We start from the raw sequence: 14,190 nt of genomic DNA on the forward strand, positions 1-14,190 counted from the left end.
GCTGAAGCTAAAGTGAGCGAATTCCGTGCGAATGAGCGAGCTTATGAGTCGAATGAACGAGGTGCAGCCAGCGAGGGGCAACCGACGCATGGCGCAAGAAAACCGAGCTGGTCGCGCGAAAGCAGAGCCATAGCGATGAAAAACATCGCTAATTCGCGCTCGTGGTCGAGGAACCCTGCCATAAGGATGATAAACATCCTTATGTTTGTTGAAACCCACGCGAGGCGCGAGAAAGCAGAGCCATAGCGATGAAAAACATCGCTAACTCGCGCCCGCGGCCGAGGAACCCTGCCATAAGGATGATAAACATCCTTATGGTTGTTGAAACCACGCGAGGCGCGTGAAAGCAGGGCTTTAGCGATGAAAAACATCGCTAACTCGCGCCCGCGGCCGAGCAAGCCCTCCATAAGGATGAAAAACATCCTTATGGTGGTTGAAACCCACGCGAGGCGCGTGAAAGCAGAGCAATAGCGATGAAAAACATCGCTAACTCGCGCCCGCGGCTGAGCAAGCACTTCATAAGGATGAAAAACATCCTTATGAGGGGCGAAACCCACGCGATACGCAGGAAAGCATAGCCATAGCGATGAAAAACATCGCTAACTCGCGCTCACGGCCGAGCAAGCCCTTCATAAGGATGAAAAACATCCTTATGTTGGTTGAAACCCACGCGAGGCGCGGGAAAGCATAGCAATAGCGATGAAAAACATCGCTAACTCGCACCCGCGGCCGAGCAAGCCCCTCATAAGGATGAAAAACATCCTTATGTTGGTTGAAACCCACGCGAGGCGCGGGAAAGCATAGCCATAGCGATAAAAAACATCGCTAACTCGCGCCGCGGCCGAGCAAGCCTGCTATAAGGATGAAAATCATCCTTATGTTGGACCAGATTCACCTACCCTCACAATCCACGTGTCCATTATCCGTGGACGTCCCCAAGCACTAACCCGAACTGGGTTAGTGCTTTTTTGGTAGGGAATAGAAAATGGGGAATTAGGAAGCCAAGTTGTACAACGTACAACAATTTCCATGATTTCTTCTGGGTAAGCTAAGAATGTTGTATGTTGCACAACAATTTAGCCTTTTTATAGACAACAGAGCCACTTTTGGCTGGAACTGTTGTATTTTATGCAACATTCGCGTGGAAAACGTGGAATAGCTTGCCTATTGTTGTACAAGGGTACAACATTTCACGGATAAGCAATCGAATGTTACACATTTTCGTCTTAGGCGTAACTTGTTGTGCATAAACTTTTGCAAACACTCTCGCTCAAGGACTGTAAGCCGAGTACTTCAGCTTATTTATTCACTTCTTTCACTGCTGCTTTCTAGGCATGAGCCTTTTTATTGTAGATACCACAGAATGCGTAACCTTTACCATCATTACCGCGTCTGGTGAAATAAGGAAGTAAATTTGTGGAGGAGTGATTCGGATGAGACGCATGGTGGAGATGGTTTTGGTGGCAGCAATAATAAGTGTGATGACTGGATGTATGGGTGATCAAACAAAAGGTGCCACGGGTACAAGCAATAGCAGCAGCCCCCAACCGACATCAATGGTCCCTCCGACAGTAGCTCCTACTGCATCATCTACGCCAATCTCACCAACACCAACACTCACACCGACTTCAACCGCACAGGTACCAAGCACAACAACAACTACTCCTAGTATCAAACCAAGTCCAACTTCGTACGCCAAAGAAGCCGACGCGAAAAAAGCAATCGAAAGCCGAGCCAAAGAAACGATACAAGCGCTGAAAGAGAAGGATCTGAAAAAGCTAGCTGAGCTAATCCATCCAAAAAAGGGTGTGCAATTCTCGCCGTACTCCTATATTCATGTGTCGAGTGATGTCCAGGTTCTAGGCAGCGGGCTTGCAACCCTTTGGGCAAATACCAGTACGACACATTGGGGCGATTACGACGGTTCAGGTGACCCCATTGATCTCACTTTTCCCAACTATTGGAACAAGTTTGTATATAACGAAGATTTTGCAGCCGCACCGCAAATCAGTTATAACATTATTCTTGGCAAAGGGAATATGATTAATAATGTATTCAGTGTATATCCGACGACTTCAGCGATTACGGTTGAATATCATTATCCCGGTCTAGATCCACAGTTTCAGGGGATGGATTGGACCAGTCTGCGGCTTGTTTATGAGAACTCAGGCACTCAGTGGTATCTAGTTGCAATTGTCCATGACCAGCATACGATGTAGCTCCGTTCCATTTCTAATTCCAAGAAACGTCTAAAAACCGTATTAAATCTCGATTATTCCGGGGGATAGTTCGGTTTTTTCGTTATTTTTGAAAATTTATTATTGACAGCTTCCGTTTAATGTCATATTCTTATCCCATAAAACCGAGTAACATCGTAGGAATTAAGGAGATGATTCTAGTGAATAACAATTTAGTGACGGCATTTCAAACCAACTGGGTCAGCCTAGTCGTATCCATTATCATTATCGGGGTCCTCTTCTTATTGGCGAAAAAGAGAGTAAGCTTTGGTAACCGTGTTTTCATTGGTTTAGGACTTGGTTTAGTAGCAGGGGTAGTTTTTAATCAACTGGGGCTTCAGTTTAAAAGTGTGAGTACGATCGGAACGATCTATGTAAATTTGATCAAAATGCTCGTAATGCCTTTAGTACTTATTCTAGTCATAAACAGTATTTCATCGTTATCCAGTCTAGGCCAGCTCCGCAAACTGGGTTTGAAAACGATCGGTTGGTTCTTGCTAACAACAGGCATCGCGGCACTGATCGGTTTGGTTGTTGCCTTGGTGATTGATCCGGGTAACGGAATTGCACAGGCTGTACCGAAAGATTTTAAAGCAAGAGAAATTCCTACGTTTTCACAGGTTATTCTGGACTTAGTACCTTCTAATCCAATTAACGATATGGCAACTGGGAAAGTTGTACCGGTTCTGATCTTCGCGATTTTTGTTGCTGTAGCAATTGTACATGTCGGCTCAAAAAAGCCAGAAAGTGTAGCAGCAGTTAAATCGTTTATTACATCAGCAACAGCTGTAGTCCACCAAGTAGTTAAGTATGTTATTCGTCTGACACCTTATGGGGTGTACGCGTTAATCGCAGCAATGGCTGCCAAATATGGTCTGGATACACTTGCTCCTCTGGCTAAAATTATCCTAACTTCTTATGTAGCTTTGATCATTCACTTCGTGTTGATCTTCGGTGGTTTGGTACTTTTCGTGGCAAAAGTAAACCCAATCAAATTCTTCAAAAAGGCTTATCCGACAATTGCTGTCGCATTCACAACACGAAGCAGCTATGCAACGCTGCCTGTGAATTTGGAAGTAATTACGAAGCGCCTTCGTGTATCACCGCGTATTGCAAGCTTCGTGGCACCGCTTGGGGCAACGATGAACTTCAACGGCTGCGGTGGGGTTTGGCCGGCGGTTGTGGCGATATTCGTAGCGAAGGTTTACAATCTTCCGCTTGGCATTTCCGAATACATTATTCTTATCTTAGTTAGTGTGGTTTCCTCCATTGGTGTGGCCGGCGTTCCAGGTCCAGCCGCGATTTCGACAACAGTTGTACTTACAGCTTTAGGCTTGCCTTTGGAAGGTATGGGTCTTGTGCTTGGTGTTGAAGCACTGATCGACATGGGCCGTACAGCAGTTAATGCTACAGGAACAACAGTTACGGCATTGCTAGTAGCTGAGTCTGAGGGAGAATTCGATCGTGCAGCATTTGATCGTGACGAAGAAGACGACCTTGAATTGGCTACAGCTTAATCGATGAACATAAAGGAAGAAGGACCTGCATCTTAGGATGCGGGTCCTTCTTTTTTAGTAGAAAAGAAAGTATAAGTTTTATTACACTTCGCGTCATCAGTCTTGACAAACGCGCTCGTCCCAGAAGGACGACGGAGTCGTTTATCCTTGCACCTGCTGAGCAGCATTCTTGCCAGCCATATAGCCAGTAGAAAATGCCGCGGTAATGTTATAACCGCCCGTATAGCCGTGAATATCGAGGATCTCACCGCAGAAATAAAGCCCATTCACGAGCTTAGACTGCATGGTGCTCGGATCGATTTCTTTAAGCTGAACGCCGCCGCCTGTGACGAAGGCTTCCTCTATAGAGAGTGTTCCTTTGACGATAACGGGGAAGGCTTTCATCAGTTTGCATAGCTCTAGCCACTTTTGCTTTGGGATGTTGTCGTACGTAAGCTGATCATCTAAGCCAGACTTCTCAAGCATGATCGGGATTAGGCGATCGGATAAAAGTGGCTTAAGCACGTTTTTGATTGCTTTTTTAGCTTCAGCTTTCGCGAGAGCCATGCTTTGGTTGTACACGTCGTCCGTGCTTTGATCAGGGAAGAGGTCAACGGTTAAGAGTACTTCATTGCGCTCTGATTTGGCGAGCTCTTTCACGACGAATTGACTACAGCGCAGCGCAATCGGCCCTGACAAGCCAAAGTGAGTAAATAACATATCGCCGCGGTGGGAGATGATCGATTTCCCTTTGGCGTTCCACACGCTGAGTGTCACGTCCCGCAAAGAAAGTCCTTGCAGCTCACGGCTGCGTATAAAAGCTTCCTTCGAGGTTAACGGAACCTCGGTCGGGAACAGCTGCGTGATGGTATGCCCGCCAGCTTCGGCCCAAGCATAACCGTCTCCTGTCGAGCCGGTATGCGGCACAGAGCATCCGCCGGATGCAATGATGACAGCTTTGCTGTTCATCGTTTCGCCGGAATGCAGACGAACGCCTTGGACGCTACCGTCCTTGTATAAGACCTGCTTGACCGGACTATTCGTCCGGATCTCGACACCCTGTCTGCGAACTTGGCCGATCAACGCGTCTACGACGGTTTTGGCCTTGTCGCTGATGGGAAACATTCGACCGTTGTCTTCTTCCTTCAGGCGGATGCCGAGATTTTCAAAGAAATCAATGATGTCCTTGTTGCTGAAATGGGTTAAAGCACTATATAAGAAGCGCCCGTTGCCCGGAATATGCTTGATCAATTCATCCATGTCTTTGTTGTTCGTTACGTTGCATCTGCCGCCGCCGGATATCCCGAGCTTACGCCCCAGCTTGTCCCCTTTATCCACCAAAAGCACCTTCGCGCCATCCATACTCGCGGCAATGCTGGCCATGAGACCAGCGGAACCGCCGCCGATTACAATTACATCATATGTCATTCGAATAAAGCCCCTACATCGCATATTTTGACACCATCATAGCATGCAAGGCGTCTTAAAGAAAAATAACACCGACTAAGCCGCTTAATATGCCAAGCGCTACTACTGAAACGGTAACAAACAGAATGACTTTCTTAGGAAATGATTTCGAAATCATTAGCAAAGAAGGCAAACTGACGGAAGGCAGCGTAAGCAATAATGCAGCTGCGGGACCTGTCCCAAGGCCAAAGGTCATTAAAGATTGGATAATCGGAATCTCTGCTGCGGTAGGGATTACGAACAGCATACCTGCAATAGCGAAACCAATAATAAGAAGAATACTATTTCCGGCAGTTTCCCCGACTGCAGGAAATAACCAGGCTCTGCTTGCTCCTAATAAAAGTACCGCGATGATGTAGGCTGGAACAATATGAAGAATCATCAACCAAATACTTTTCAACCATCTTTGTAAGAATGAGCCAGATTGTTCTTCTGTTATTTCCTCTGGTTTAACGGTTAGATTCTCTGGAAGTTTCGTTTTTCCAGCAAAAAGGTTGGCGTAATAGCTTACACCAAAGGTTAATATTAAACCAAATACTAGTCGGATTAAGGTGAACTTCCAAGACAAAACAAAGGTCATAAACACCAAGGTTGCCGGGTTAATGGTCGGGTTTCCAAGCCAAAAAGCTAGGCTTGCGCCTACGGATACATTCTTTTTGCGTAATCCTACTGCAAGAGGCGCTGCGCAGCATGTGCACATCATACCTGGTATGGAGGAAATTCCTCCGATTAAAGTACTTTTGAAAGAAGTTTTACCAAGCATCCTAAGAAGCCACGTAGACGGTAGAAGTACCTGTAACAATGAACCAAGGATAATGCCTAGTAGTGCTGCCTTCCAAACCGATTTGTAGTAAGTCAGCGCATAATCCCATGCAGCCTGCCAAGAAGGGGCGGGGGCTGTAGGGTTTTTACCAGAAATTATGGACGACCCTATAGAATGTTTAGTCGCAGCATCGAATGCTTTATGATAGTAAGGCCACCATTTCACGTACGTTAAGCCAACAATAGCGATTATTACAAAAATGATAACATATAGTACAACCCTTTTATTGATTGGTTCTACATGAGGTGAGGAATTACTGGTATGTGTCATTATATTCTCCAGACATTAGATTTTGACAAGTTAAATTGGTTATCATTATAACATATCCAGAAAATGAGAATGACACATATTTTTGCGTAAACTGAACCCTTGCTGGGACCGAAGCCAGTCTTATCGGCGAAACGACGGAAGAACATCCTAGACGTATCGGCGTAATTTAAAGGAGCGAAACCCCTCGCCCCAGATATGCTTAGCTCCCCCTCCACGTTGTCCTCTTATCCACTAAAAGTGCCTCGAGCAATCCATACTTGCGATAATGCTGGTCATGAGCACAGCGAAACCGCCGCCAATTGCGCCTACATCGCATATTTCTCACCATAAAACATGGGTTATAACAAGAAAAAAATAAAGATGCACACAGGTTGTGGATAACATGTTGATAAAACATGCTTTTTTGTGAATAAATTGTAAGGGTTCTGTGGATAAAGTGCTATTAAATGTGGGTAAAAGGCTGAATTGGAAAAATTCTGGATAAAACCTGTGTTTAATTGTGGACGCCACGTCCTGAAAGTGATAATGGTCAATGTGCATGTCCAGCCATCTTCTATTAAGAGATGCTTCTCTTCCAAAGTAATGCAGCTCCTGATTCGTTATCTATTTCCCACACTAATGAAGCAGGAGCTTTCTCAAGGCCCGTTGGCAAACCTTTTTGCTGGAGAGGAATAAAGTTCCCATCCGTTATTGCTTGATACCCCTCAGCTAGAAAAAGCACCTCTAACATCGTAGCAGAGACCATACAATTTTCACCGGCTAATGTATTCAGTAGACTGATTTCACTGTCGGCGAGATAAGGGCTGAAACGCTTTTCCACACTTCGAAACCAATCGATAGCTAGCTTCTTAATGAGAGTACTTTCTTTCTCTTCACAGCGGAGCAGCAGTTCGATATTAGACTCCATAGTCTGAAAATGAAACGAATGCAAGTACTGTGTGATACGTTCCATAAGGTTTTCCTCTTTTCTTTCGTGTCCTGAAGGAGATGAACCTAATATAGAAGCGTTAACTGAGATTCAATTGATAGCTGGCTGAAAAATTACTGAAAAATTAAGCTGGACGCAGACTAGGAACGAGTACCAGCTGACGGACGCTCTGCGCAAGATGTGTCTGCAGGAAGGGCTGATGGCGCTTGAACTTAAAGGAGATCGCTACGATATCGGAGATAAATTCGGTTATATGAAGGCGATTGTTGAGCTGGGGCTTCAAAGAGATGAGCTTCGCCCGCAGCTGCTGGCGTATCTGGATATCCTTTTGCAGAAAGAATTGGGGAAGGAGAAACTGCGGAGGCGAGTCGTGTAACTTGAATAGGCAGGGATAAAAAGTTTGGTCCGCTCAGGCTCCGGCTTATTCGTGCGGAAATCGAAAATTCAGCAACCTTTCAGCAACCGCTCAGATTGCTTTTAGGGAGGATATGGGATACTGACTGTAGAAAACGTGTACAATGAACTTCGGGGGGACGAAAAATGATGCGCCAATTAAAAGGTATTAAAATTCTGCTCGTTGATGACGAGCCTCATATTTTAGAATTTCTGGAGTTAGGTTTAACGAATGAAGGGTTTGAGGTCATGACGGCTCAGGATGGGATTAGTGCGATTACAGCATGTAATAAGTTTCAGCCGCATATCGCTATTCTGGATGTGATGATGCCGGGGATGGATGGGTTCGAGGTTTGTCGAATGATTAAGAAGACGGAAAATGTCGCAGTTATCATGCTGACGGCTAAGGATGAAATCGATGACCGGGTCAAGGGACTCACGCTTGGGGCCGATGATTATATGATTAAGCCTTTCAGTTTTGAGGAGCTGCTTGCTCGTATCTATGCGCGGATTCGCAACCATTTTCCAAACTTGTTCGGTGAAGTGATCATTGGACCGCTTCGTATGGATGATCGGCGCAAGGAAATTAGCCTGAATGACAACGTGCTGGAGCTATCTCCTACGGAATATGAGCTGCTCAAATTTATGTCGATTAACCACGGACTTGTATTAAGCAAATCGATGATTCTCGATAAAGTGTGGGGCTATGACTTCGGTGGCGAAGAGAACATCGTCGAGGTGTATATTCGCTCCTTGCGCGATAAGCTAGGCGATAAAGAGCATAGGCTGATCCGCACAATTCGCGGCGCCGGTTATCGGATGGATTTAACATGAAAAGGCGGGGCCGGTTTGCTGAGCATTTTGTTACCGGTTCACTGAAATTCCAGTTGCTATCGCGGTCTTTATTGGTGATGTCTGTGTTATTACTGCTGATTGGTGTATTCCAATATATTTTCATGCAGCAATTTCTGTATAAGAACAAGGCGGAAACGATTCGCAATCAGCTTGCGACGTTACCTCCCAATACGTGGCAGCGGGCAGGGGAATTTCCGGATCGTGGCCAGAATCCTTTTATGCCCAGACGAGATACGAACGGTGGCGGTGGTAATCATTCGGACAATACGGGAGGAGAGTTTCCTCGGATTTTCGTTCCTGATTTATCGATTGCTTTGATCGATAGTGAGGGGACTTACAAGCAGTTGTCTTCAGAAAATGTAACCTTCCCTTTGCAGCTTACGAAGGAAGAATATCAGGAATTATTGAAATCGAAAGAGAAGCTGGACTACCGAACCATGAAGGATAAGGATGACAATGAACAGTTGATTGTCTTTCATCAAATTCGTGAGAGATCCCAAGGCGTACAAGGACTTATTCAGGCGAGTACGAGCACAGCACCAATCAAAGATTTGCTGCTCCGTCAGTTGTTAACCTTTCTGCTATTGTCCATGACAGCATTGATTGTAGGGCTGCTTGGATTTCTGCCTGTGTTAAGGCGAACGTTAGTGCCGCTTTCTAATATGGTTGATACAGTGAAACAAATCGATTCAGGTAATCTGGGCGAGCGGTTCCCTGCACATCAGGGGCAGGTGGAGATTGACCGGTTATCGACTTCCTTCAATAGTATGCTTGAGCGACTGGAGTTTTCTTTTGAAGCTGAAAAAGAAGCAAAAGAGCAAATGCGACGCTTCGCTGCTGATGCCTCGCACGAACTTCGGACACCGCTGACTTCGATTCATGGCTTTCTGGAAGTACTCCTTCGCGGAGCGTATCAACAGCCGGAGCCATTGCTGAAAGCGCTGAAGAGCATGCACGGCGAATCCGTGCGTATTAATAAGCTAGTTGAGGACCTTCTACTGCTTGCTCGTTTGGATCGAACGCCATCTTTTCAGAAGTCGGAAGGGCTGCTCGATGAGATGCTGCATGAGATGGAGCCTCAGCTTCGTCTACTGGCAGGAGACAGAACAGTTACTTTTACGCTGGAGCCCCAGATCCGTTGTCTGTATGATCCGGATAAAATCAAGCAGGTCGTTCTCAACTTGTTTCACAACGCCGTTCAGCATACGCATCCTTTGACCGGTGAACTAGGGCTTTCGTTAGCTAAGACCGATGCTGGTGTTGAAATTGCTGTTCATGACAATGGGCCAGGTATCGCACCTGAACATCTCCCTCATTTGTTTGATCGATTCTACCGAATCGATTCCTCTAGGGCGCGAAGGAGCGGCGGTGCAGGGTTGGGATTATCCATCACCCGTTCCATTGTGGAGCTCCACGGAGGAACGATTGAGGTTCATAGCACAGTAGGTGAAGGTAGTACATTTAAAGTGCTGCTGCTTCCATAAATGAGTGGAGCCTTATCTCGACGGGATGTCGGGGTAGGGCTTTTTTAATTTAAAGAATGTAAAATAAGAGCCCCCAGAAGCTGCTATTTCGCYAAAAGGTGGCTAATGGTGGGGGAATAGGAGTCTCTACAGACTCTTATTTGGTGCAGAACACGGTGTGTGTGGATCATACCGCGCAAATAAGAGCCTCCAGAAGCTTCTATTTCGCTAAAAGGTGGCTAATGGTGGGAAATARGAGTCTCTACAGACTCTTATTTGGTGCAGAACACGGTGTGTGTGGATCATACCGCGCAAATAAGAGCCTCCAGAAGCTTTCTATTTCGTCAAAAGGTGACTAGTGGTGGGAATTTGGTTTCGGGGTAAGCGAGGGTAGCTGTTCGATGATACCAAGCCAAACTATATCGGCGGGCCCCCTTATAGGCGTTTTCCTCTTCAGCCAATCCTCAGAAATCTCTCAACCAATCTTCAGTTTACACTCAGATGAGATTCAGGTTAGGCGACTATACTTGGTTTTGTAAGGAAGAAACAAAAAATATAAAGAAAAAGGTGGAAACAAATTATGAAAAACATCGGCAGAAAAATTCTTACTGGTTCATTGGTAGCTTCTTTTGTACTCGGAGTTGGTTTTGTAGGAGCCTTACATAATCAAGCATTTGCAGATACGGTAACAGGCACGTCAACGAGCACATCAACTCAAAATGCAGGACCAGGAGGCAAAGGTCGTGGAGATTTCGGAGATCGCGGTGGCTTCAAGGGTGCAAACGTGGTCAAAGAAACAGCGACAATCCTGGGCGTTGAAGAAAGCGTCGTACAAGATGCACTGAAAGCGGGCAAAACATTGGCTGCAATTGCAGAGGAAAAAGGACTTGCGAAAGCAGACTTTTTGCAAAAGCTAGTCGCAGCAGAGACCGCTTCGATTACAGCTGATGTAGCAGCGGGCAAAATAACACAAGCGCAAGCAGATAATGTTCTCAAAGGTCTAACTGATCAATTGACGAAGCTTGATGCGATTGGGTTCAAAGGCGGATTCCCTGGTGGAGAAGGCGGTCGCGGTGGCATGGGCAAAGGTCACGGCGGCAATCTTGTAGAGCAAACAGCAACAATTCTTAGTGTAGAGCAAAGTGTCGTGCAAGATGCATTGAAAGCTGGCAAAACATTATCGGCTTTTGCAGTGGAAAAAGGTTTAACGGAAGCAGATTACGTGGCTAAGCTAGTTGCAGCAGAAACCACTTCCATCAACGCTGAAGTTACAGCTGGTAAACTTACGCAAGCACAAGCAGACCAAATGTTGTCGGGCTTATCCGACCGATTGACGAAACAAGTGCAAAGCACACGTCCAGAGGGCGGTCGGGAAGGTAGAGGCGGCGGTCATGGCGGCCCTGGCGGTGGGCAATTCGGGAACCCTGAAGTGTTAACGCAAATTCTGGGCATCACGCAAGATGAGCTAAGAACCGAACTGGAAGCGGGCAAATCGATCTTGGATGTTGCTACAGCTAAAGGCATAAGTGAAGATGATCTCGTTAGCAAAATCAAAGACGGAATGACAGATTCCATTAAGAAGCATGTTGAGCAAAAAGGCACTGATCGTAAGCGCCCAGCAGGCACACCGTCTACAAATACAACAGCACCAACTGCAACTCCGGCTGCAACTAGCTAAAAATGGAATGGAGGAAGCTGCTCGCTACGCGGGCGGCTTTTTCCTTTCCAGTGGATAGCCGATGAGTCCCCTTTCCGCCGTAAATGAAGGGGGAACAGGCTGTACAGTCCGATTTCCGCGCTGTAGTGATGATTTTCATCGCTAAAGTTTGTGGGTGGAGGGAGAATGGCTCGTTAGCGATGTAAAACATGCTTAAATGACGATGGAACTGGCTGAGTAGTCCAATTTCTGCGCCGTAGAGATGATTTTCATCGCTAAAGCATGCGAGAGGAGGGAGAATGACTCGTTAACGATGTAAAACATTCTTAATTGATGAGTAGGCTGACCGAGTAGCCCAATTTACACGCCGTAGTGATGATTTTCATCGCTAAAGTATGCGGGAGGAGGGAGAATGACTCATTAACGATGTAAAACATTCTTAATTGAAGAGTAGGCTGACCGAGTAGCCCAATTTCCACGCCGTAGAGATGATTTTCATCGCTAAAGTATGCGAGAGGAGGGAGAATGACTCGTTAACGATGTAAAACATTCTTAATTGATGAGTAGGCTGACCGAGTAGCCCAATTTCCACGCCATAGTGATGATTTTCATCGTTAAAGTGTGCGGGCGGAGGTAGAATAATTCATTAACGATGTAAAACATTCTTAATGATACGGAACGGGCCGTGCAGTTCGGCTTCTGCGCCGTAGTGCGCTCACACCGCCCCGCCGTCAGTCACCGAGTTAACCACACGCGCGACCTAATCTTTTTCAGCAAACGCTCAGCCTGTGTTCAACTTATATTCAGCCTACGCTCAGACAGGTTTCAGCGATCCCATTTACACTAAGTCTAGTAGAGATTGTTATGGCCTGGGCGGTGGATAGTCTGGGTAACTGGGAGAGGGGCATAAAGGATGAAATTAGGTCGGAAGAAGAGATGGATCATTGTGGCCCTAGCTGCCATTCTATGTGGAGCGGGAACTTACTATTACGTACATAACAAGGCGCAGCCAGCGTCTGCAGCAACACAGCAAACAACGATGAAAGTGACCAAAGGGGCGATATCCATGGCGGTATCTGGAACTTCTCAGCTGGATGCCAAGGACAAGCAAAATATTGTGATCCCTATTGAGGGTATCATCAAAACGATGAATTTGACGCAAAATCAGGCGGTCAAGAAAGGCGATGTGCTAGTCGAGCTGTCGGTGCCTTCAACGGAAACGACTTTTAAGGAAGCCCAGGTTAGCTTGCAGCAGCTTGAGAAAGAGCTTGCAGATCTGCAGGATCAACAAAATCATATGAGTGTTACGGCTCTAATGTCGGGCAAGATCACATTGCCAGCCAATCTGGATGTAGGCAGTCAAGTTAATAAAACAACGAAAATCGGCACGATTTCAGATACAACGCAGTTTAAGGTGAAGCTGCCATTCTCCTTGCAAGAAGCGGTACAGCTGAAAAAAGGTGATCCTGTAGAGCTTAGCATCGATGGTTATTTGCTATCCAAGGTCGGAGCCGTAGATACGATAGGCCGTGAAATTAAAGCGGATGCTAATGGGAACAAAGTGGTTACGGTGGAAGTTCTGGTTAGCAATGATGGGACGCTTTCGGCGGGCCTTAAGGTAAAGGGCAGCATCGGCAGCGGTGACGGTAAAATTGTTTCCTCCGAGCAGGTGGCGCTTGAGTATGTGCGTACCGCTTCTATTTTCGCAGAGGCAAGCGGAACGATAAAAAGCATGAAATTTAAGGATGGCGAAACGGTGAAACAGGGCGATTTGATCGCCACCTTGTTCAATGATGACCTCCAAAATAATATCATTAGCAAGCAATCAGCCATCGAAAGTCAGAAAATCCGTGTGAATGATGCGGAGCAGAAAGTAAATCAATTGACGATCAAAGCGCCGTTCGATGGCGTTTTCTCAGCTGATTTTGCCAACAGTAAAAACAATGTGCTTCGCAATTATCCAGTAAGCGCACAAATTAATGCCAATACAACGCTAGGAGCCGTAGCGAGCTTAAGCACGATGCAGCTGGCTATTGCTGTAGATGAGCTCGATCTAACAAGCGTCAAGGTCGGGCAGAAGGTAACCGTTAAGGTTGATGCTATCTCCGGCAAGACGTTCCAAGGCGAAGTAACTTCCGTTTCCAATGTAGGAACAACGACGAATGGAGTCACAACGTATGATGCTGTGGTAGCGATCCCGAATACCGATCAGAATGATTTGAAATATGCGATGACGGCGACGGCTGAAATTTCTATACAAGATAAGAAAGATATTCTCGTACTTCCGATCCAAGTGGTGACAACAACCAGAGGGAAGTCTACCGTTTCGCTGAAGAAAGCGGATGGAACCGTCGAAGAGCAGCACGAAATCAAAGTGGGTATTCGCAGCAAGACGCAGGTTGAGGTGGTCAGTGGTTTGAACGAAGGCGACCAGGTCGTGATGCCGGTGCGCAGAGCGACAACCACGAATCAACAACAGCAGCAAGGTTTCCCTGGGGGTGCGGGTGGTTTTCCAGGTGGTGCAGGAGGCAACTTCCCTGGTGGAGCTGGCGGCATAGGCGGTGGCGGAACGCAAAATGGTGGAGGCACGGGCCGTTAGCC

Annotated in this window: 11 protein-coding genes; 7 read left to right on the top strand and 4 right to left on the bottom strand. The window is 46.4% G+C overall.

The genetic code is table 11. The features are described 5' to 3' along the window. Positions 1-41: 41 nt before the first annotated feature. Complete coding sequence (locus ASD40_RS12840; RefSeq protein WP_057303667.1) at positions 42-407, bottom strand: hypothetical protein; 366 nt, start codon at positions 405-407, stop codon at positions 42-44. Positions 408-1,433: 1,026 nt separating this feature from the next. Here ASD40_RS12840 and ASD40_RS12845 point away from each other — a divergent pair. Continuing rightward, on the top strand, positions 1,434-2,219 hold the full coding sequence (locus ASD40_RS12845; protein ID WP_057303668.1) for a hypothetical protein: 786 nt from the start codon (positions 1,434-1,436) through the stop codon (positions 2,217-2,219). A 179-nt stretch (positions 2,220-2,398) separates the two neighbouring features. Next, the gene (locus tag ASD40_RS12850) at positions 2,399-3,754 is read left to right on the top strand and encodes a dicarboxylate/amino acid:cation symporter (RefSeq protein ID WP_057303669.1); all 1,356 of its coding nucleotides are present in this window, start codon (positions 2,399-2,401) and stop codon (positions 3,752-3,754) included. A 141-nt stretch (positions 3,755-3,895) separates the two neighbouring features. Here ASD40_RS12850 and ASD40_RS12855 read toward each other — a convergent pair whose 3' ends face one another. From ASD40_RS12855 to ASD40_RS12870, 3 genes are all read right to left on the bottom strand, one after another. Then, on the bottom strand, positions 3,896-5,161 hold the full coding sequence (locus ASD40_RS12855) for an NAD(P)/FAD-dependent oxidoreductase (RefSeq protein WP_057303670.1): 1,266 nt from the start codon (positions 5,159-5,161) through the stop codon (positions 3,896-3,898). Between the two features lie 55 nt (positions 5,162-5,216). Continuing rightward, positions 5,217-6,293, bottom strand: coding sequence for a permease (locus ASD40_RS12860; protein ID WP_057303671.1), 1,077 nt, complete (start codon positions 6,291-6,293; stop codon positions 5,217-5,219). Between the two features lie 556 nt (positions 6,294-6,849). Then, positions 6,850-7,245, bottom strand: coding sequence for an FAD:protein FMN transferase (locus ASD40_RS12870; protein WP_057303673.1), 396 nt, complete (start codon positions 7,243-7,245; stop codon positions 6,850-6,852). Between the two features lie 175 nt (positions 7,246-7,420). Between ASD40_RS12870 and ASD40_RS36350 the strand changes: the two genes are divergently transcribed. From ASD40_RS36350 to ASD40_RS12890, 5 genes are all read left to right on the top strand, one after another. Then, positions 7,421-7,597: a hypothetical protein gene (locus ASD40_RS36350; protein WP_200961720.1), complete on the top strand. Its 177-nt coding sequence runs from the start codon at positions 7,421-7,423 to the stop codon at positions 7,595-7,597. Between the two features lie 167 nt (positions 7,598-7,764). After that, positions 7,765-8,448 carry a response regulator transcription factor gene (locus tag ASD40_RS12875; protein WP_057303703.1) on the top strand — a complete coding sequence of 228 codons (684 nt, stop codon included), beginning with the start codon at positions 7,765-7,767 and terminating at the stop codon, positions 8,446-8,448. Next, on the top strand, positions 8,445-9,953 hold the full coding sequence (locus tag ASD40_RS12880; protein ID WP_057303674.1) for a sensor histidine kinase: 1,509 nt from the start codon (positions 8,445-8,447) through the stop codon (positions 9,951-9,953). Before ASD40_RS12875 ends, ASD40_RS12880 begins: the two co-directional genes overlap by 4 nt. A gap of 559 nt (positions 9,954-10,512) precedes the next feature. Further along, positions 10,513-11,610, top strand: a complete 1,098-nt coding sequence (locus ASD40_RS12885; RefSeq protein WP_057303675.1) for a hypothetical protein — start codon at positions 10,513-10,515, stop codon at positions 11,608-11,610. Positions 11,611-12,502: 892 nt separating this feature from the next. Then, entirely contained in the window at positions 12,503-14,188 is a 1,686-nt protein-coding gene (locus ASD40_RS12890; RefSeq protein ID WP_057303676.1) for an HlyD family efflux transporter periplasmic adaptor subunit, read from the top strand. Positions 14,189-14,190 lie beyond the last annotated feature (2 nt).

Origin of the sequence: Paenibacillus sp. Root444D2, from assembly GCF_001426375.1 — a bacterium.
Classification (GTDB): Bacteria; Bacillota; Bacilli; order Paenibacillales; family NBRC-103111; genus Paenibacillus_E.